Raw genomic sequence first — 20,487 nt, 5'->3', positions numbered from 1 at the left:
GATGACCACCGATCGTTCGCCGCGTCCGATCAACAGCCTTTATGCCGAGGTGACGGACCGCATCATTGCCGAGCTTGAAGCCGGGCGCCTACCATGGGTCCAGCCCTGGGAGGGAGCGAAGGCGGGGGCGGGGATGCCGTGCAATGGAGGGACAGGGCGGCGCTATTCGGGAATCAATGTCCTGATCCTGTGGGCGACGCTTTTTGAGCGGGGCTACACGTCGCAGCGCTGGCTTACCTACAAGCAGGCGCAGAACCTTGGCGGCAATGTCCGCAAAGGCGAGCGCGGGACGACCGTTTGCTATGCCGATCGCTTCACGCCGCGCGATGCGGAGGGCGGGCAGCTTTCCTTGCTGGACGGGCAGGAGCAGCGGCAGGTTGCCTTTCTAAAACGCTTTACCGTCTTCAATGTCGACCAGTGTGAGGGGTTGCCCGGCGATCTTGTGGTCGATGCCTTAGAGTCCGTGGACGAACTGGACCTCATCCCGGAGATCGCGAGCCTGATCGAGGCGACGGGCGCTGACTTCCGGATCGGCGGGGATTGCGCTTTCTATGCACCGTCGCGGGACATGGTGTGTGTCCCGCCGCAATCCGCATTCCGCGAGCCGATCAACTGGTATCGCACCGCCTTGCACGAGCTTGGCCATTGGACCGGGCACGCGTCGCGCCTTGGCCGCTTCGGCAGTGGCGCGGTAAAGGGCGAGGAATATGCGCGGGAGGAGCTGGTGGCGGAGATGTGCAGCGCCTTTGCCTGTGCCGAGCTTGGGATCGTGCCGACCGTGCGCCACGCCGATTATATCGGTTCGTGGCTTGAGGTGTTGAAGAACGACAATCGCGCGATTTTCCGAGCAGCGTCGAAGGCCAGCAAGGCTGCCGACTATCTCCTGTCGTTCCGCCCCATGAACTCAGAGGTTCCGGTCGCAGACGCCCGCGTGCTGGAGTTGGTGGCATGAAGGCGGCATGGCCATCGCCGGTTGAGATCGCCCGCCTTCGGGCGGCGATCGTGGCAATGCCGGAACCGCGCCGTTCGGTCTATCTGCTCTGCGCGCGCGAGCGGCTCGATTATAATGCCGTCGCGGGGCGGCTCGGGCTGACCGTCCGGGAGGTGGAACGCCACCTGGCCGAGGCCTTGGTCGACCTGATGGCCGCCGCCGATGAAGACGGCGAGCCCACGCCGTCGCTTCAATGATCCATATTGGCGCGATGCCCGGTTTTGACTGGGCATCGCGTCGAACCCTTTGGTAGGGTGACCGCAATGCGTACCGACCTTGACCATCTTCCAGCCGCGAAACAGCGCGAACTCGACCGGGTGGTGCAAATCCTGTTCGAGGAATTTGGCGACGCGCTCGGCAATCCGACCGGCGACAAGAAGGCGGGGCGCGTCCTCAAGATAATACTTTACGGCAGCTATGCGCGTGGCGGGTGGGTCGACGAGCCGCACACAGCGAAAGGCTATCGGTCGGACTTCGATCTACTGATCATCGTCAATCAGGATGCACTGACTGACCGCCTCGATTACTGGTCGAAGGCTGAGGAGCGGCTTACCCGTGAACTCGCGATCACCGGCACGCTCAGGACGCCGGTCAACTTCATCGTTCACACCTTGCAGGAGGTGAATGACGGCCTCGCACATGGCCGATACTTTTTCATCGACGTGCAGCGGGAAGGGATCGCGCTCTACCAGTCCGACGATACCGAGCTTCACCAGCCCAAGCCGAAGACGCCGGAGCAGGCGCTCGCGATGGCGCGGGAGTATTTCGAGGAATGGTTTCCATCAGCCATGAGAGCGCACGTCAATTTTGGCGACGACCTCAAACGTGGCTGGAACAAAGATGCCGCCTTCATGGGCCATCAGGCCACCGAAAGGCTTTACCACTGCGTGCTGCTTGTCCTTACGTTCTATACCCCGCACGTCCATAATCTTGGCTTCCTCCGCACCCAAGCTGAGCGCCTAGACCGTCGCCTTTTCGACGTTTGGCCACGTGACAATCGCAAGGATCGGGCAGCATTTGAGAAGCTGAAAGATGCCTATGTGAAGGCTCGGTATTCGAAGCATTACCGCATCAGTAGTGACGAATTGATCTGGCTTGGCGAGCGCATCGAGGAACTTGGTCGCGTCGTTCACACCATTTGCACCGAGCAGATTGCAGCCTTGGAAATCGAGGCGGCCGCCAAGGCCTGACGGCCCCGCGTCGCGCGATCCAACACCCCCTAGAAATCGCGGCGGCGCCTAACGGCGCCGCACTTTTTGTCTGCTCGGAAGCCACGCGCGCACCAAGCTCGGTGCGCCCAACCGCTCGCGCGCGGAATTTTGCCACCCCCTGATTAGGGGGTATGCTTTTTCGAACGAGCGCCAAACACCGTTGATTGCTCACCGGTGACGCCTCCCAAATCGAGGGTGAGCGGAAGGGCGGCACCGAGCGTTCGAGGTTTGCAGCACCCGCCAAGGCTGACCCCGCCACGCTCGGGCCACTCCCAATCAAAGCCGCCCGGTGGTCGTTCCCCCGGCCTGCATCATCAGCAGCGCGCCGACCTGTTCGGCTGTCGCTAGCAGCGTCTCATCCGCCAGATGCGCATATCGAAACGTCGTCTGTAGCCGCTGATGACCGAGCAGGAGCGAGGTCGTCAGGAGGGTTTCGCCCGACATGACCGCGTGGCTGGCGAAGCTGTGCCGGAGGTCGTGTATCCGCAGCTTTTCGGGGAGATCGGCGGCGCGGCGAACAGCAAACCAGATCGTTCGCACCGTCTCGTATTCCTGCCCGATCGGGAGCGGAAATACTGCGTCGCTATCTCGCGTTCCCCGGTCCGTGCCCATCCTTCCACGATGCGCCTTGAGGAACCGCCGGACAGGGGCGCCGATGACGACATCTCGCGCACCGGTCTTGCTGTCCCGGAGCCGGAGGCGGTCCGGCAGCACGTCGCGCCACTCCAGATTGATCGCTTCGCCAACCCGGCAACCGCTGAGCGTCAGGAACCGGAGCAGGGCTGCGCCCACGCAACTCAGTTCCTTGATCCGGAAATTCAGGATCGCGCCGAGCCTGCCCATTTGGGAGTCGGACAGGAACGACCCGACTACCTTGCGGCGGTTGTGCCGTACCCCGGTCGTGGGGTTGATCCAGTCAGCCGGGAGCCGTCCCCAGTCCTGCGCGGTGCCGAGGATTTGGTGCAGGATACCGAGCGCCCGATTGGCGCCGCCGGGGCTGGCGGCACTGTAGCGTTCGAACCACCGGACCACATCAGGCCGGGTGATCTGGTCGAGCCTCTTGGTGCCGAACGTGGGCAGCAATTGCAGCCGGACATAGCTGCGATATGCCTTGAGCCCGGAGGGCTTGTAGAGCCGTCCATGCTTTGCCTCATGCTCGCCCTGGAATACCGCGAACAGCGGCGCGGCGGGCAGATCGGCCGGGGCGGGGGCAGGGGTTTCCGCCGCAAGCAAGGCAGCGGCGGCGCGGCGGGCGGCCTTCACCCTCGTTTCCGGAAACGAGCCGAGCGACCACTTCATTTGTTTGCCGCCCGCGCGACCACGCAGAATCCAGCTTCGCGCACCGGAGGGCTGCACGCGCAGGCTCAGCCCCGGCTGGCCGGTATCGCGCAGGCTAAACTCGGTGGGTTCGGGCCGCGCACGCGCGCAGAGCGCGTCCGTCAGGGACAGGAGGAGGTTAGGCATGACGGGCCTCCCCGCTGGAGGCCACGGCGGCGGCGAGGGCACGGCGCGAGCGGGAGGTGGGCTTTTGGCATTGGTGCCGGGGCTTTGGCGTTGCCCCTGCGTTCATCGAGCGATCGATGATCGAAGACACCCGGCTGGCCGACTTCGTCAACGCACCCGTGGCGAGATGAGCATAGCCCAGCGTGCTGTCGATATCCCGGTGACCGAGCAACTGGCCGACCAGCCGGATATCGATCCCGTTGGACACCGCGACCGAGGCAAAGTGGTGCCGCAGATCATGGAGCCGCATGCCCGATAGCCCTGCTTCCTTGAGGATGGCGCGCCACGGCGCGTCCATCGCCGTCAGCGGGCCATCGATACGCGGGGAGGGGAAGACATAGAGGCTGGCGGAAGCCGCGCGCCGGGCGTCGAGGATTTCTCGGGCGGGAGCGTTCAGCCAGATCGTCCGAGGGCCGCTCTTGGAATCTTCCAGCACCGCGCGCGGTCCGGCGATCAGGTCCCATTGCAGGCCGAGGACTTCGCTGCGCCGTGCCCCCGTCAGCAGGAGCAGGCGTACCGCGTCGCAATAGTCCGGCATCCTGCCGTGCAGCCGGTCAAGCGCCGCCCAGAGCCGTTTCACGCTGCCGGGAGGGAGATGACGGCCGCGATGGCCCTTGGCCTTCTTGCGCAAGCCTCGGCAGGGATTGGAGCCGGCGGGACGGACACCGTGATCCTCAGCGAACAGCATCAGCCCCGATAGGGTGGAGAGCGCCATGCGCGCGGAACTCGTCTGCGCGGTGACGTCCCGGTGCCAGCAGGCAACGTCCTGCGGGGTGATGTCCTGTAACTTGCGGTCCCCCAACAGCGGGAGGATGCAGGTTCGCCCGACGCTCTCCATCTGGCGGCCCGTCGATGGTTTCCATCGCCCGTTCGCGCCGAAGGTGAGGAAGCGCGGCAACATGTCCGCTACGGTGGCCGCAGGTTTGAACAGCCTTTCGTCCGGCTCGGTAATTTCTTTGATCGGAGATTTCGCCACGACCGGGCCGGAGGCCATCAGCCGCGCCGATGCCAAGGGCACCGACACGGCATCGCCGAGCGTCTCGCGGACGGTCTTTCCGTCTTTCGTGCGCAGGACAACCCATGACCGGGAGCCGCTGGAGCGGACGCGGAGGGCGAGGGCAGGCACCACCGAATCGCGCAAGCTGCGCTCCCCGCTGGCGGGTAGATCGATGGTCGAAATATCAAGATCGGCGAGGTCGAAACGGTCGGCGTTTCGCATGACCGGCACTCCATAAATCCCGGCTCTGGAGCCGGAGAGCGCGCGCCTTGGGGATGATCCCCAGGGCACGCTGGGATTTATGAGAAGCACCTTCGCGTACGGTCTTTCGGGTCGCTCCGAGGAGCATACCCGGCTGGCGCAGCATCGAAGAATTATGACGCTGAACCAGCTATTTGCCGCCCAACCGAGCATCGATTGAGTCGCATGGCGCAAGGCCATGCGGTTGTCTCGACGCACGCCTGAAAGGCGTAATTTGTAATGCACCGTACGCACGGGTGCTGCGCGGCTATTTATCATTGAAATCAGCGCCATAGTGCTGTCCGACACGTCGGACGCGGGACAGGGCGGTGCGTCGGACATGTCACCCGCGAGCGACAGCGCTCTACGCAAACCGTTGGTATTGCATGTCTATCCGTGCCTGACATGTCGGACACCATAAATCGTTGAAAAACAGCGGCATCCGCGCTATAGTGCGCCTGCTTCAAGACTTGCCCGTCGAGCTCCCAGTGCTGGAGCTACGACATGATCAGAATAAGCGTGCGGGTCGACAGCGCCCTGCACGACCGCCTCAGCCGGCGCGCGGCGGGCGCCGATCTCTCCCTCTCGGTGTTCATTCGGTCCGTCCTCGAACAGGCCGCCGATCCCCGTGGCCGTTACATCTATTCATCGCAGGACGAGATCCTCGCGACCTGCATTCAGATCCTCACTATCCTGGGCACTTCGGTCGGCCAGCGAACACCGGACGTCCTGCAAAAGGGGATGGCGGAAGCACGCCTCATATTGCGGGAAAGGGGTCTGCTAGACCCCGAGGCCGACCGATGAGCGGGGACGATCGACGGGCTGATCCCGTCCCCGCCACCCTGCGTCAGGCATTGCCGCTCCTGCCGACCATCCCCTGGACGATCGGCGTCCTGCCGCTCCTGTATCTCGGGCAACCCAGCCCGCTTCTTCCCACCCATGTGGACGCGGGAGACTCGTGATGAGCATTTTTCGCAACGACACGCTTGGCTCCTGGACCCGCGGCGGGCAGGCGATCGTCCACAATGTCCGGATGACCACCCAGGTCTTCTTCCAGACCGTGGTCGCGGGGCTGGTGCTCTGGGTGATGGGCACGATCTGGTACGCCCTCGAAATGTCGACCGATTATGAGCGGTTCGTGTTGCGAAAGCTGGTCGAGGCCAGTTTCAAGGTCGACGCCGCGGGTGGGACCAACGACCCGGTGCTTTTCCGCACGCCGGCGGGGCATCAATATTGGACGTCCGCCGATTGGCTGATGGCCTCGCAGCTCGGCAAGCAGACCTTGCACAAGGTCGAGATCGATCTGATCCACGGTGCGCTGATCGCCGGCGCGTTCGCTCTGCTGGCGCTGTTCTTCGCCTGGTTCACCTTCACCCGGACGGGCAGGGGGCTCGGGTCGAACGAATATCTGCGCGGCGCCCGCTTCGGGACGATCCGGCAGGTCAAACGGCTGCTGCGCCGCCAGCGCAAGGGGAGCTTCTCGATCGGCGGCGTCCCCATTCCTGACGCCTATGAGCCGGAACATGTGCTGCTGTGCGGGGCGCCGGGAACGGGCAAGACCAACCTCATCGTCAAGATGCTCGAGGGCATTCGCAAGGAGGGCAAGCGGGCGATCGTCTATGATACCGCCGGTACCTTCGTCGAGAAATTCTACCGGCCGGAAAAGGACATTCTCCTCAATCCGCTCGACAAGCGCACCAGCCGCTGGTCGCCCTGGGGCGACGTTCCGCGCGACTATCATTATGACCAGATCGCGGAGTCGACGATCCCCGACAAGGCCGGCGACCCGTTCTGGGCCAAGGCGGCTCGTGGCACCCTCGTCGCCGTCATGCGCAAGCTCGCGCACCAGAAGGAGATGCTGGTCTCGATTCTGCTCGACCGGCTGCTCCGTTCCAAACTGAAGGACCTGGCCGCATTCGCCGCCGGCACCGATGCGGCCGCCTTCATCAGCCTCGAAGGCGAGCGGACGTCTGCTGGCATCCAGGCCGAACTCGCCTCCGTCATGCGCAGCTTCTCCTACCTGGACGACACCCGCAAAGGGCTGTCGATCCGGGACTGGGTGGCAAACGAGAAGGGGGATGGCTGGCTGTTCATCACGGTCAAGGCCGACCAGCTTCCGTCGCTGCGCCCCCTGATCACGGTCTGGCTCGACATCGCCATTTCGGCGATCATGAGCCTCGCGCCCGACCGCCGCCGCCGTCTCTATTGCGTCATCGACGAGCTCCCCACGCTGCAGAAGCTTCCGTCACTGTCGGACTTCCTCGCACGCGCCCGCAAATATGGGGGATGCGGGATTTTGGGCTTTCAGTCTTATCCGCAGCTGGAGGCCACCTACGGTATCCAAGATGCCGCCGCCATCACCGGCTATTGCTCGACCTGGGTGGCGCTGCGGGCCAACGATACCCCTACCGCCAAGCATGTGTCGGAGAATCTTGGCCAGGTCGAACAGGTCGAAGCGAACGAAGGCATGTCTTACGGCGTCAACGACATGCGTGACGGTGTGAACCTGTCGCGCATGCAGGTCACCCGCCCGCTGGTCATGCATACCGAGGTGACCAATCTCCCCAACCTGTCGGGTTTCCTGCGGTTCGGCCGCAACCTGCCGGTGGTGCATTTCCAGGACCGCTTCAACACCGTGGCGACCATCGCCGACGCCTTCATCGAACGTGACACGCCGCCAGTGCGCGACCGGGATGGCGAGGCCCTGATCGCTGCGATCCACGCCGAAACCAAGTCAACCGAACCGCCATCACCGCCGCGACGCAGGAAGCCCGCGCGGCCGACGCCCCCACCGCCGGCAACACCGTCACCCGACCTCTTCCAGGACGGCGACAGGACCGAAGCGGGCAACGGTGCTGCTGCTGAACCCAAGCCCGTCGAACAGCAGCCAAGCGGTCCTGTCATGCCCGGCCCAACCTTCACGCTTGCTCCTCAGCGCGGACGGATCCGGATCGAGCTTGATGTCTATGACCGGGAGAATGGACCGGCTCGTCCGGCTCGTCCGGCATGATCCATCCTCGCCGCCTGAAGGGCACGCCCGCCAATATTTCCCGCTATTATACCGTCGGTGATTATTACACCAAAGGGAGTGACGAACATTCAGAATGGGGTGGCCGGATAGCCGACGAATTGGGTCTGTCGGGGCCTGTCGATCCCGAGATTTTTCAGGAGCTGCTGGCCGGAAAGATCGGCGAGCAGCAACTCGGGCGCCACCGCGCCAATGGTGAGATCGAGCATCATCCCGGCTGGGACTTCGCGGTCAATGCGCCGAAATCGGTATCGATCATGGCGCTGGTGATGGGCGATGAGCGCATCATCGCCGTCCATGAGAAGGCGGTGGGGACCGCGCTCGACTATCTTGAAGAACATGCATCGCTGCGTCGGCGCGACAACGGTCAGATCGTTCACGAGACAACCGGTCGGCTCGTGTTCGCCCGCTTCACCGAGCACGCCAGCCGCGAGCTTGATCCTCATCTTCATACCCATGTTGTCGTGATGAACATCACGAACCGGGAGGACGGTTCCTCCTGGGCCAGCCTCGAGACACGGGCGATGTTCGCCGAACAGATGGTTGCGGGTCAGGTCTATCGAAACGACCTCGCCCATGAGCTCCGCCAGATCGGATACGAAGTCGAATTCGACCCGAGACGTGGCCTTTTCGAGATCGTCGGCGTTCCGAAGGATTTTATCAGGGACACCTCCCAGCGCGCCGAACAGATCGATGCCCATGCCAAAGAGCACGGGCTCACCGGACAGGCCGCGCGCCGCCAATCCTTCTACCAGACGCGCGGTCCCAAGGTGAAGGCGACACTCGAAGAACTGCGTGACCAATGGGTTGCGCGCGCGAAACCCTATGAGGCGGACCTCGCCAAACTCACCACGCAGGTAGAGGGGCGGGGGACATCGATCATCGAGGTCGATCGCCGAACCGCAGGGCGCGCAAGCCTGTTCGGTCTCCGGCAGGCGGAGACGCGCGAAGCGGTGAACAATCTCGGCCGCATGTACAGGTTGGCGCTTGCCAGCCATGTCGGAGAGGTGCGGCTTGCCGATGTTCGGCCGTTGCTTGCGGAGCATGAGGCGAAGCGCAAGCTCCTCGTCACCCGTGCGCCGACGGGCGACCAGACTCTGACACGCGGCCGGACCAGCAGGCGTAGCGCGCGCCAGGAAATGGCGCTGTCTCAGCACCTCGCTTTGGCCCTGGATGATGCCCGGCCTATCGCTACCGCCGACCGCCTCCTGGTCGCGCTGGAGACCGCTGGCCTCACACCCCATCAGGAGCAGGCCCTCGTTCAATCCGCGTTGTCGCGGGACCGGGTCACTGGCATCCACGGCGTCGGCGGCGCCGGCAAATCGACGTTGATGAATACCCTGAGACAGGCCGCGGAGCCGGGAACGGTGCTGGTCGCGCTGGCCCCCACATCGTCAGCGGCCGCGACAACGGGCCAGATCGCGGGTGTCGAATCGAGGACGGTGGAAAGCCTTCTCGCCAGTGGTGGCCGTGGCATCACTGACCGTCATGTCCTTCTTCTCGATGAAGCCGGTCAACTCGGTACGCGCCAGGCCGTTCGTATCCTTGAGATCAGCCGCATGACCGGCGCGCGATTGATATTTCTCGGCGATGACAAACAGACCGGCGCGATCGAACAGGGCAAGCCCTTCTGGCTGATGCAGCGGTTCGGCCTCGCCACCGCGCAACTCACCGAGTCGATGCGTCAGCAAACGAAAAGCATGAAGGCGGCGGTCACGCATGCGCGCGCGGCGGAATATGCCGCCTCGTTGTCACATCTGGACAAGGTCGTGAGCGGGGAGGGGGCCGAGGCGCTGGCCAAGGGTCTGGTCGCGGAATGGACTCGGTTAAAGCCGGAGAACCGCGCCAGCACCAACATCCTGGTGCTCGACAACGCCACCCGGCTGATCGTCAACACCAAGATCCGCGAGACGTTGAAAGCGGAAAGCGCGATCGCGGCCGAAGATGCGCGCCTCCAGGTGCTGACGCCGAGCGGCATGTCCGACCAGGAGAAGCACTATGCCAGATTTTATTCCGGCGGGCAGGTCGTAACCTTCACTCGGGATCAGATCGGAGCGGGGATAGCCCGTGACGTCCAGTATCGTGTCGTTGGTATCGGACGCGATCAGAACGGTCGTCAGCTCGTCCGGCTGGCCGATGAAAACGGCCGCATCATTCGCTGGGATCCGAGACAGAGTCCGGTCAAGCAGATCAACGTCTTCAATACCGAGAATCGCGACCTCGCGGAGGGCGATCGCATCCAGTGGCGTCTTGTGAACAACGCGCTCGATCTCAAAAATGCGGAGCGTGGGACGGTCGAAAAGATGGATGGCCCCGTCGCCACGATCCGGTGGGATCGGGGCGAGCGTGTGCAGCAGATCGACCTGTCCGAGCACAAGCACTGGGATCACGGATATGCTGAAACGGTATATTCCGCGCAGTCCAAGACCTACGCTCGTGTATATGTGCTGGCGCCGGTCAATTCCGGCCTCGTGAACGGCCAGAATTATTATACGGCGATCACCCGCGCGCGGTTCGGCGTGAAGCTCTGGACCGAGGATGAGAAGCGTCTCGCCGCAAAGCTCGAGACCCATTCCGGCGAGAAGACATCAGCGCTGGAAGGGCTGGGAAGGCTGGACCGGGATAATCGCGAAAGTCTCGCGGCTCGCCATACTGACCCAATAGAGCGCGCGCGCGCGGACCAGGAACGGGAGCGTTCCGAGCGGCGCGACATGATCCTTAGTCGGCAACTCGACCAGCGCGGCAATGCGCCGCGGGGACTGCCAGAGCGGATCGCAGAAAACGCACGCGGGATCGCCAACGTCCTCGACCGCTTCCTGCAATCTGTCGTCGATCGCGCGCCTGCCGAAGCCGATCGCGCCGACGCCCGAACCGAGCAGGCGCCCGCCCAAGTACATGACACCCGTGATGCCAATCCCGGCCACGGTCCCGAACATTGATCAGGGAGACTCATTCGATGAACCACACCGGCTGTCCGTTCTCCAACCGGGGCCGCCTGAAATCCCTTCTGCGCGTCGGCTGCCTTGGCGTGGTTTTCACGGTATCCACTGGGGCTACAGCCTCGGCGGCGATGGCCAAACCTTCGGACGGCGAGATCGCACGCTGCATTGCACGCGCCGCAGGCGGGAAGGATTGGCTCGCAAAGACCCTGTGGGGGTTGCGCGACCAGGAGGGGGGCTGGGTCGGCGCCGAGATTCTCAACACGAACGGGTCGCATGACCTGGGGCCGCTTCAGATCAACAGCTGGTGGGTGCCGAGGCTCGCGGCCGTGCTGCGGCAGCCCGAACAGGACGTTCGCGCCTGGCTGAAATTCGACGCCTGCTTCAATGCCGACGTCGCCCGCTGGATCTTCTTATCAGACTTGCGGTCGACGGGTGACTATTGGGCGGCAATCGGGGTTTATCATAGCCCCACAGCGTGGCGCCAAAGACAGTATGCACTGAGCGTCGCAGGCCACCTCACGCGGCGTTTTGGTCCTGCGATTTTCTCCGAAAGACCTCTTGGGCTCGGCGGTGCTTCGGCCGCACTGACCCCGCAATCGCCCGACTTGCCCGCTAACGAAGCTAGGCGGGAGCGAATTCTCGGATTCGGCGTCGTGGCGCGTTCCGCAGCGTCAGAGGTGAAGGACTAAGCGGCGTAGGGACAGCAGGCTTGTCGCTGTATCCTCTCCTCGATAGATCGGCAGGGGACCAATTAGGAGTGAATCATGAACAACAGCGACCTCGCCGACCATCTTTCCAGCGCCACCGGCTCGAGCAAGGCCGATGCCAAGAAGATCGTCGATACCATGTTCGCAGCGATCGCGGATGCTGCGGCGAAGGGTGAGGAGATTTCGCTCAATGGGTTCGGGAAGTTCAAAGTGAAGGCGAGCCCGGAGCGCGAAGGTCGCAATCCCTCGACCGGCGCGACCATCACGATTGCGGCGTCGAAGAAGCTCTCATTCGCGCCGGCAAAAGCGGTGAAGGACAAGCTGAACGGTTGAACAGATTCTTGGTCTCCAGGCGCGTCCTTCAACGATCGCGCCTGGCCTTCAAGAGAGGGGGCGTCGTTTTCCCTCGCGTGCCGGCCGGTTTCGAAGGTTTCCCGCACCAGCATTCGGCAGTGACGTGTTCAAGCTGCTTGTGTCTCAACCGCCCGCCTGCGCTGCTTTGCGACGGCCCTCTATTATATAGGTTTCATGGCAGACCCTCGAACGCGCACCGCCTCTCGCACCATCATTGCGTCCCCACGAGCTATCTTCCGGGCTTTTCTCGACGCCGAGGCCGTCGCGTCATGGCGCGCACCCAAGGGCATGACTGCAAAGATCCTCGCTTTCGACCCCCGCGTCGGAGGCGGCTATCGGATGGCCCTCGTCTATTCCGAGACCGACCATAGCCGGGGCAAACCAACGACGGACACGGACATTGTCGTGGCACGTTTCATCGAGCTGATACCGAATGAAAAGATTGTCGAGGCTGTAGAGTTCAAGTCCGACGACCCTGCCTTTGCCGGCACCATGACGATGACTGCGGTATTAACGCCGATCGCGAACGGCACGAAAGTGACGTTAACCGCCGAGAACGTCCCTCCTGGGATCAGCGACGTTGACCATCGCATGGGTATGGATTCGTCATTGAAGAACCTCGCAAATTTGGTTGAATAGGTCCGCAGCAGGTAGTGGGTCAGTTTGATTTTTGTCTGAGGCGGGCCATCACCGTCGCCCTGATGTGGACCGACGGGGCTTGGGAGCTGCGCATCAATCGCGCTCTATGGACTGCCCCGAGAGCAGCGCAGCGTAGGCGGCGAGCCTCCGGGACACGAACTCCGTAAACAGCCGCACACGCTTCGTCTTGCGGGTTTCCCCCTGAGTGAGAAGCCAGACCGATCCATACAGGTGCAGGTCGGTATCTGGCACCCTCTCCAACAGAGGATCGGCATCTCCAACGAAACACGGCAGTATCGTGATGCCGATCCCTTGCCGTACCGCCGCGAGCTGCGCATCGAAGTCTGTCGTCCTGAACGGGACATTCTTTATGCGAGCCTCCGCTTCGCGAGCCCAGTCCGGTACTCCATGACCGCTTACGGTGATCCATCTGGGTTCTGGCGAGCCCGCGCGCCACTCGGCGAGGCGCGCGCCGGATAGGTAGAAGCCGCCGAACGTTTCTGGCCCCTTCAGGCCGTGAAGATTGAGCGGTAGGGCTTCGCGGTCGTAGACGACGCGAATCGCCACGTCTGCCTCTCGGTTGGTCAGATTTGCCAACTCGCCGGATGATAGGATTTCCATCTCGATGTCCGGATGCAGGCGCACGAAATCGGCGAAATCCGGCATGAGCAGATAGGCCGTGAGGGGCGGCGGCAGCGTTACCCTCAAAAGCCCGCGCACGCTCTGGTCGCGCCCAAAGACGCGCGTCTCCAACTGATGCGACGACGCTTCCATCTGGCTCGCGAGTTCGACGACCTCCTCGCCCGCAGCCGTCAGGCGGTAGCCCGAAGGCAACCTCTCGAACATCTGCGCCCCAAGATGTTCCTCAAGCTGCGCGATGCGTCGCAGCACGGTCGAGTGATTGACCCCGAGATTCCCGGCTGCGGCCCGCACTGAGCCTCCGCGCGCCACGGCGAGAAAATAGCGAACGTCGTCCCAGTCGATCATGGTGCATTCCGGCACCGTGCGGTGCGCCTCCCAAAACTATAACTCGTTGTACGGCAGGACGTGGCGACGGTCATAACATGTCTACGAGCGCGACCCAGTTCCGAACGGCGGACACTTAACGTCGCGGCGGGCGTTATGGCACGACTGGATGGTTTTCGCACCACGGATGTGCGCGCTTCCGCACTCATCGCCTGACATCGGCAGACCCATTTTGAGGGTCTTGGGGCGTCCCCCGAAATGACCAAGGCAAAACGCCTGGAAGGATGCACGACATGACCAGACTGAATGGAAAGACCGCCGTCATCACCGGCGGTAGCAGCGGCATAGGATTGGCCACGGCCAAGCGCTTCGTGGAAGAGGGCGCAGCGGTCGTAATTACCGGGCGACGCGAGAGAGAGCTCAACGAGGCTGCAGTTCTGATCGGGCGAAACGTTACCACGGTCGTCGGCGACGTGGCCCGGCTGGAAGATCTGGACCGGCTCTACGCCATCGTGAAAGAAAAGCACGGCCACATCGACGTTCTCTTTGCGAACGCGGGCGCCGGGACGATCGCGCCGCTCGCCGCAGCGACCGAGGCCCATTTCGACCAGACCTTCGACGTGAACGTGAAGGGGCTGTTCTTCACGGTTCAGAAGGCACTTCCCCTGTTCAGGGACGGCGGTTCGATCATTCTGACCTCGTCGGTATCCAATGTTCTGGGGGTGCCGGGCTTCAGCGCCTACGCCGCCAGCAAGGCGGCCGTGCGCAACTTCGCGCGCGCCTGGACACTCGAGTTGAAAGACCGAAAAATTCGCGTGAACTCGATGAGCCCCGGACCAATCGACACTCCAGCCTTGGAGACGACGACGGGCCTTACCCCAGAGCAGGCCGCGCAGGCCGCCGAACAGTTTGCCTCACAAATCCCGATGGGGCGCAGGGGCAAGCCAGAGGAAATCGCCGATGCCGTCACATTCCTCGCCTCTGATGAAAGCTCTTTCATCACCGGCGTGGATCTCGCTGTCGATGGCGGCATGGCCCAGGTCTGACCGACCTCATTGAAGATCGGAGAAGTATCATGAGCTATGCAATTATCGGTTTCGGCAAGATTGGTCACGCCCTTGCCAAGGCGTTTGCCCGCAGCGGCATCGAAGTGTCCGTGGCAACCACGCGCGACCCGGAAAGCTTCGCGTCCGACGCGGTCGCGATCGGACCCAAGGTCACTGCCACGACACTCGCGGCCGCCGTCAAAGCAGACGTCATCTTTCTGGCCGTCCATTTCGAGTCACATCCGGATGTCGCGAAGGCACTTCCCAGCTGGCATGGAAAAACGATCATCGATGTGACCAATGCCTACGGCGTGCCGCCTGAAGATCTGGGGGGTCTCCCATCTTCCGCGTTCATCGCGAAAGCCTTCTCCGGTGCGAAACTGGTCAAGGGCTTCAACCATTTGCTCGCCGCTACTCTTGACCAGGATCCGGCCGTGCACGGTGGCAAGAGAGCCGTGTTCCTGGCGAGTCACGACAAAGAAGCTGCCGAGGAAATCGGTCAGCTCACGGAACGGCTCGGTTTCGCACCGATCAATCTCGGCGGGCTTTCCGACGGCGGACTGCTTGTGCAGGCGCGCGGAAATAGCTGGGGTCGGCTGATCTTCAAGGACCTGGTCAAGTTCGACTGATGACCACGGCGTGTCCATCGGCGGCCACGATCGTTGCGAAATGGAGAAATTCCCATGAGTATCGAGAAGAACATCCAGACCGTGAAGGACTTCTTTGCCGCGCTCGGCCGTGGCGACAGGGAGGCCATGCTCGCGCTGGTCGCTGAAGATATCGAGTGGATCATTCCGGGTGAGGATTGGCCGCTGGCCGGAACGCGCCGCGGACATGCGGGGCTGGCGGATTTGCTCGAGACGGCATCCAGGTCGATCGAAATGTCCACGGAACCACGCGAGTTCGTGGAGCAAGGAGACCGGGTCCTCGTGCTCGGCTTAGCGAGCGGAAGGATCAAAGCCACGGACAAGACGTTCGAGGACGAGTGGGTCTTCGCCATCACGGTCCGGGACGGAAGACTGACCATGATCCGGGAATATGTCGACACGCAGGCACTGGCGCGGGCCTCCGAGGCGGACGCGAACCAGACACCCTCGCTCATCGACGCCGACGATACCGGAGCCGCACAACGAGCCTCGTGACGTCTGCGAATCCGGTGAACCATCGATCGCCGCGTCGCATGTCCCGCGCGCATCGCGTGCCCGACCATGAAGGAGAATTCCGATGTACGACCAATCCAAGCAATCCGAGTTGATCCGCTTCGCCCGCATCGATGCGGGCTCGACCGTCATCGACGTCTACCCTGGCGACGGCGACTGGACGCGCCTGTTCTCCGACGTCGTCGGACCCGAAGGACGCGTCTACAGCTTCGTTCCGGCGGAAGTCGCCCACTTCAAGAATGATCCCGTTGGCCTGATGCGGACGCTCGCGCAGGAGCCTGGTCGGGAGAATGTCGAGGCCGTCTCGGCCGATCTCGTCGCGATGGCGGAAGCCACGCAACCAGCCGATGTCGTGTGGGTGCACCTGTTCTACCACGATCTCCACACCGCGCTGATGCAAACCAGGGGCGCGACGGCGGCCGACTTCAATCGAGCCGTCTACCAACGGCTGAAGTCCGGCGGGTCCTATGTCATCGTCGATCACGCCGCCGCCACTGGGTCGGGCACGAGCAACACCCAAACGCTGCATCGGATCGACCCAACGTCCGTTCGCGAGGAAGTGGAGGCGGCGGGCTTCGCGCTCGAGGCGCAATGCGCGACGCTCGCGAACAAGGACGATCCGCACTCGATCAAGGTGTTCGACCCCACAATCAAGGGCAAGACCGATCGGTTCGTGTACCGGTTCGTGAAGCCCTGACGGGTCACCCGCTGGCTCACGAGGATATGTGCACCGTGCGCGATCGAGAATAACGATAGGTGTCAAGAACCGTGCTCTGATGGCCGGGCCACCTCAAGTGGTTGGCAGCGGAAATTCAAACTGACCCAATGCCCGAGCGCAGGAACTGTTGATAATTGATGGCACCCGAAGTACGATAGCGTTGCTTCAAGACATTCCGACCGAGCTCCATCGATTGGAGCAGCGACGTGATCACGACGGGCGTGGGCCTCGGTGGCGCCTTGTTTCGGGACTTCAGGCGATGCGAATGTCCGTTACGCGATAATCGTACCGTCCGGCGATGAGGCGTGCCCGATCTCCGAGCACGAGGTACGGGACCGCCACTGATGCCTCGGCCGGGCCACGAACGCCTGGTAGTCAGTCCAACGCGCCTTCGCATCGCGGGGCTCAGGCTTCGGATAGGGAGCCCACTCCGTCTGCGTGCGAACTCTCAACGGAGAACTCTCCGCAGAAGGATCCCCGGGAACCTCGCATTGCGAGACGCGACAAATTCTCACGCCAGCTGATTGAGGATGCCAGCGCGATCTTCGCACGACGGCTGGGCCGGCCAGTTTCTCAGGACGAAGCGAGGATTCTGCTAGGCGATCTGACCGACTACTATGAGCTCGCCATCGCCCGACGTCGGACCATTATTGATCGAAAACCGTCAAGAGAATGCGATGACGACACGAATGCCCGATAACCCAGCCAAGCGGTTGTCTACGCCGAATCGGCGGCTTGACCGGTCGGCGCTGTCGCGGAATAAATAGTGAACAGAACGGGACGGCGGGCACAGCCACAATCCCCCAGTGATAGGCGCGTTTCGCGGTTGGAAGTGGGGGAGGACTGTGATTGAGAGCAGAGAAGGAAATGTGGAACAATGGCGAAACCCCGAGCGAAGTTGAGACGGACGGTAGCACGTGCGTCGGTCCGCCACGCACTGAAGAAAGCGGTTCTCTACGCTCGCGTCTCAACGTCGGAGCAGGAGCGCGAGGGATTCTCGATTCCTGCCCAGCTCAAACTTCTCCGAGACTACGCAGCGATCAATGACATCGATATCGTAGCCGAACATGTCGATGTAGAAACTGCACGGAAGGCTGGCCGCACCGAATTTGAAGCAATGCTGGCTTATCTGCGACGCCATCCCTCTGTTCGAATGATCCTCGTCGAGAAGACTGATCGGCTGTATCGCAACCTCAAGGACTGGGTGACGCTCGACGAGTTGGATATCGAGATCCACCTCGCCAAGGAGGGCGTCGTCCTTTCCAACGAGTCCCGATCTTCCGAGAAGTTCATGCACGGCATCAAGGTGCTGATGGCCAAGAACTATATCGACAATCTCTCTGAGGAAGCGCGCAAAGGAATGACGGAAAAGGCCGCGCAAGGTTATTGGCCTACCCTCGCTCCACTCGGTTACCGCAACATCCGCAGCGATGCGGGGCGGAAGGTAATCGAGGTCGATCCCGAGATCGCACCGATCATTGCGCGCCTGTTCGAGCTGTGCGGAACCGGTAATTTCTCGATCAACGAGCTGGCAGCGAAGGCGCGCGATCTTGGTTTGAGGTATCGTCGAAGCGGCAAACTCGTCAGCAGTACGAGCACAATTTTCTATATTCTCAGAAATCGCCTCTACACCGGCTCGTATGAGTGGGACGGCAAGCTTTATCGAGGCTTGCACGATCCAATCATTTCCCTGGAGACCTGGGAACTAGCGCAAGAGGTCATCGATGGTCGTAGCGCGTCCAACGTCCGCGCGAGTCCCAAAGATTTCGTCTATACCGGCTTGATGACGTGCGGCCATTGCGGCTGTGCGATCGTGGCTGAGATCAAGAAACAGAAATACATCTACTACCATTGCACCGGCTTTAAGGGAAAATGCCCTGAGCGTTACGTTCGCCAGGAAGCGCTCGACGTCCATTTCGAACAGATGCTTTCGCGGCTCCGACTCGACGACGAGATTTTCGGTCTCGTACAGCGAGCGCTGCGTGAGAGCCACGGCGACGAGAGCCGCGAGCGAGAGGAAGCCAAAGCGCGCCTGATTGCCGAGGCAGACAAGCTCCAGGAGCGTCTCGACACCATCTACCTCGATAAGGTCGATGGACGGATCACCAAGGAATTCCACGATCGCATCGCTACCACTTGGCGGGAGGAGAGGGCGAGGGCGATCCGCGGCCTCGAGCACCTTAATAATGTCGACGAGGCCTATGTCGACGATGGCGTGGCGCTGCTCGATATAGTCAGAAACGCCCACCAAGGCTTTGCGGAGATGGCCCCGGAATACCGGCGTCGAGCTCTAAATTTGGTACTTTCGAACTGCACTTGGGCCAATGATCGGCTGACCGTAGAATTCAGGCAACCATTTGATATGCTTGAAGAATTATCACTGGCCGCATTCACTCTCGGCAGGCTAGACCAACCCGAAAATCAGGGTTTTGACAGTTTGGTGACCCCTACGAGAATCGAACTCGTGTTTTCGCCGTGAGAGGGCACCTCCGGGACGCTGATGGACGTGCTTAGATATTAATAAAATCAATAAGTTACGAGGAAATTGCGCTTCACCGTCCGACCAAATCCAGCTATTCTATGGACGACGTTTTTACGATGGACTTGAAATGGCCCGCGTTTCGGCTGATCTGCGGCTACAGGATCGTAGCGCTCGCACACGCCTCAAAGTGCGCAGCAATCCCTATTGGCGCATGGTCTGCGAAGGCCAGCATCTCGGCTACTACAAAGGCCCGCGCGGCGGCACCTGGATCGCGCGCTATCGTCCACCGGGTATTGACGGCAACGGCACCAAGCAATCGCTCGGCGTCGCCGACGATGTTGGCGACGCGAACGGCGAGACGGTGCTCAGCTGGAAGCAGGCGCTCGACAAGGCGACGCACTGGTTCGGTCTCCAGGAGAAGGGCGGCATTGAAACCGCGCTCAATGCCGACGTTACCGTCGCCGAGGCGGTCGAAGCCTATATCGCGATGCGCAATGTACGGCGCGCCTCGCAAGCCGGGCGCACAGTCCTGTCCGACGCATCCAGTAGCCTCACCCGACACGTGCTGGAGGATCAGGTTGCAGGGGTTGCGCTCGCCAAACTCACCGAGGCCGATCTCGAGGCCTGGCAACTGCGTGTTCTTCGAAGAAGGGGCACCATCCAGCGCGTGGTGAACGACTTCAAGGCCGCGTTGAACAGAGCCTGGAAACAGCATCGCCGTGCCCTCCCGACCGATCTGCCCGTGGTCATCAAGCACGGTCTGATGGTAGAGGGGCCGCCACAGCAGCAGGCGACGGTCCGAGACAACCAGATCCTGCCCGACGACATGATCCGCCGGATCATCACAGCGGCGCTCGCGCTAGATGAAGATTTCGGGCGGCTGGTCGTTCTGCTCGCCGCCACAGGCGCGCGGTTTGCGCAACTCCGCCGCATGACGGTGGGCGATGTCCAAGCCGAACATGGCAGGGTGATGGTGCCGGAATCCTTCAAGGGAAACAAGCGGGACATCGGCTATATCCGCGTCCATGTCGGGACAGATACGCTGGCTGTCCTGGCGCCTGCAATGGAGGGCCGACCGCTCTCGGCCCCTCTTCTCGAGCGCTGGCGCTACGTTCAGGTCAAGACCGGAGAACGGCGCGATGCGACCCGCGTCTGGGAGCGCGACACGCGGGGTCCTTGGGTCACGGCTTCCGAGATGACGCGGCTCTGGAACGACGCGTGCGAAAACGCAGGGTTCGCCGTGAGGATCATCCCCTACGCGCTGCGGCACTCGTCAATCGTGCGCGGGCTGCGCATGGGGCTGCCCATTCGCCTGGTAGCCGCCGTCCACGACACCTCGGTCGCGATGATCGAGCGGCATTATTCGCGCTGGATCACTGAAGGCCTGGACGAGCTGGCGGTGCGGGCCGTCGTCCCGCTTGTCGCCACGGCGGCCTGAACATGCCGGGAAAGCCGCCGGCCTTCGGGAAAGAGCCGCGTTGCACGTACCCCAAGCGGAAGGTC

19 protein-coding genes are annotated in these 20,487 nt (G+C 62.4%); 16 read left to right on the top strand and 3 right to left on the bottom strand.

Annotated features, from left to right (window positions below):
- The first annotated feature begins 1 nt into the window (after position 1).
- The 3 genes from ABD050_RS09440 (at position 2) to ABD050_RS09430 (ending at position 2,181) form a co-directional block, all read left to right on the top strand.
- Positions 2–952 carry an ArdC family protein gene (locus ABD050_RS09440; protein WP_343889041.1) on the top strand — a complete coding sequence of 317 codons (951 nt, stop codon included), beginning with the start codon at positions 2–4 and terminating at the stop codon, positions 950–952.
- The gene (locus ABD050_RS09435) at positions 949–1,188 is read left to right on the top strand and encodes a sigma factor-like helix-turn-helix DNA-binding protein (protein ID WP_343889040.1); all 240 of its coding nucleotides are present in this window, start codon (positions 949–951) and stop codon (positions 1,186–1,188) included. The genes ABD050_RS09440 and ABD050_RS09435 overlap by 4 nt, the downstream gene beginning before the upstream one ends.
- A 66-nt stretch (positions 1,189–1,254) precedes the next feature.
- Positions 1,255–2,181, top strand: a complete 927-nt coding sequence (locus tag ABD050_RS09430; protein ID WP_343889039.1) for a nucleotidyltransferase and HEPN domain-containing protein — start codon at positions 1,255–1,257, stop codon at positions 2,179–2,181.
- 297 nt (positions 2,182–2,478) lie between these two features.
- Here ABD050_RS09430 and ABD050_RS09425 read toward each other — a convergent pair whose 3' ends face one another.
- Positions 2,479–3,666, bottom strand: coding sequence for a tyrosine-type recombinase/integrase (locus ABD050_RS09425; RefSeq protein ID WP_343889038.1), 1,188 nt, complete (start codon positions 3,664–3,666; stop codon positions 2,479–2,481).
- The gene (locus tag ABD050_RS09420; protein ID WP_343889037.1) at positions 3,659–4,924 is read right to left on the bottom strand and encodes a tyrosine-type recombinase/integrase; all 1,266 of its coding nucleotides are present in this window, start codon (positions 4,922–4,924) and stop codon (positions 3,659–3,661) included. Before ABD050_RS09420 ends, ABD050_RS09425 begins: the two co-directional genes overlap by 8 nt.
- A gap of 522 nt (positions 4,925–5,446) precedes the next feature.
- On the opposite strand from ABD050_RS09420, the gene ABD050_RS09415 reads away from it, so the two are divergent.
- From ABD050_RS09415 to ABD050_RS09385, 7 genes are all read left to right on the top strand, one after another.
- Complete coding sequence (locus tag ABD050_RS09415; RefSeq protein ID WP_343889036.1) at positions 5,447–5,746, top strand: ribbon-helix-helix protein, CopG family; 300 nt, start codon at positions 5,447–5,449, stop codon at positions 5,744–5,746.
- A complete protein-coding gene (locus ABD050_RS09410) occupies positions 5,743–5,904 on the top strand; it encodes a hypothetical protein (protein WP_343889035.1) in 162 nt (53 codons plus the stop codon). Before ABD050_RS09415 ends, ABD050_RS09410 begins: the two co-directional genes overlap by 4 nt.
- Positions 5,904–7,952, top strand: coding sequence for a type IV secretion system DNA-binding domain-containing protein (locus tag ABD050_RS09405; protein ID WP_343889034.1), 2,049 nt, complete (start codon positions 5,904–5,906; stop codon positions 7,950–7,952). The genes ABD050_RS09410 and ABD050_RS09405 overlap by 1 nt, the downstream gene beginning before the upstream one ends.
- Complete coding sequence (gene mobF, locus ABD050_RS09400; protein ID WP_343889032.1) at positions 7,949–10,909, top strand: MobF family relaxase; 2,961 nt, start codon at positions 7,949–7,951, stop codon at positions 10,907–10,909. Before ABD050_RS09405 ends, mobF begins: the two co-directional genes overlap by 4 nt.
- A gap of 17 nt (positions 10,910–10,926) precedes the next feature.
- Positions 10,927–11,601, top strand: a complete 675-nt coding sequence (locus ABD050_RS09395) for a lytic transglycosylase domain-containing protein (protein ID WP_343889031.1) — start codon at positions 10,927–10,929, stop codon at positions 11,599–11,601.
- Positions 11,602–11,676: 75 nt separating this feature from the next.
- Positions 11,677–11,952, top strand: a complete 276-nt coding sequence (locus ABD050_RS09390; protein ID WP_343889030.1) for an HU family DNA-binding protein — start codon at positions 11,677–11,679, stop codon at positions 11,950–11,952.
- 195 nt (positions 11,953–12,147) lie between these two features.
- Positions 12,148–12,612 carry an SRPBCC family protein gene (locus ABD050_RS09385; RefSeq protein ID WP_343889029.1) on the top strand — a complete coding sequence of 155 codons (465 nt, stop codon included), beginning with the start codon at positions 12,148–12,150 and terminating at the stop codon, positions 12,610–12,612.
- Between the two features lie 93 nt (positions 12,613–12,705).
- Here ABD050_RS09385 and ABD050_RS09380 read toward each other — a convergent pair whose 3' ends face one another.
- Entirely contained in the window at positions 12,706–13,599 is an 894-nt protein-coding gene (locus ABD050_RS09380) for a LysR family transcriptional regulator (RefSeq protein WP_343889028.1), read from the bottom strand.
- A gap of 272 nt (positions 13,600–13,871) precedes the next feature.
- Between ABD050_RS09380 and ABD050_RS09375 the strand changes: the two genes are divergently transcribed.
- The 6 genes from ABD050_RS09375 (at position 13,872) to ABD050_RS09350 (ending at position 20,422) form a co-directional block, all read left to right on the top strand.
- On the top strand, positions 13,872–14,624 hold the full coding sequence (locus ABD050_RS09375) for an SDR family NAD(P)-dependent oxidoreductase (RefSeq protein ID WP_343889027.1): 753 nt from the start codon (positions 13,872–13,874) through the stop codon (positions 14,622–14,624).
- Positions 14,625–14,653: 29 nt separating this feature from the next.
- Positions 14,654–15,253: an NADPH-dependent F420 reductase gene (locus ABD050_RS09370; protein ID WP_343889026.1), complete on the top strand. Its 600-nt coding sequence runs from the start codon at positions 14,654–14,656 to the stop codon at positions 15,251–15,253.
- A 54-nt stretch (positions 15,254–15,307) separates the two neighbouring features.
- Positions 15,308–15,766, top strand: coding sequence for a nuclear transport factor 2 family protein (locus ABD050_RS09365; protein ID WP_343889025.1), 459 nt, complete (start codon positions 15,308–15,310; stop codon positions 15,764–15,766).
- Positions 15,767–15,848: 82 nt separating this feature from the next.
- Complete coding sequence (locus ABD050_RS09360) at positions 15,849–16,481, top strand: class I SAM-dependent methyltransferase (protein ID WP_343889024.1); 633 nt, start codon at positions 15,849–15,851, stop codon at positions 16,479–16,481.
- Between the two features lie 898 nt (positions 16,482–17,379).
- The gene (locus ABD050_RS09355) at positions 17,380–18,981 is read left to right on the top strand and encodes a recombinase family protein (RefSeq protein ID WP_343889023.1); all 1,602 of its coding nucleotides are present in this window, start codon (positions 17,380–17,382) and stop codon (positions 18,979–18,981) included.
- 130 nt (positions 18,982–19,111) lie between these two features.
- Positions 19,112–20,422, top strand: a complete 1,311-nt coding sequence (locus ABD050_RS09350; RefSeq protein WP_343889022.1) for a tyrosine-type recombinase/integrase — start codon at positions 19,112–19,114, stop codon at positions 20,420–20,422.
- Positions 20,423–20,487: the final 65 nt, after the last annotated feature.

Source organism: Sphingomonas oligophenolica, assembly GCF_039522915.1.
GTDB lineage: Bacteria > Pseudomonadota > Alphaproteobacteria > Sphingomonadales > Sphingomonadaceae > Sphingomonas > Sphingomonas oligophenolica.
Note: the sequence above shows the minus strand (reverse complement) of the source record. Positions and strands in the feature narration are given on the sequence as shown.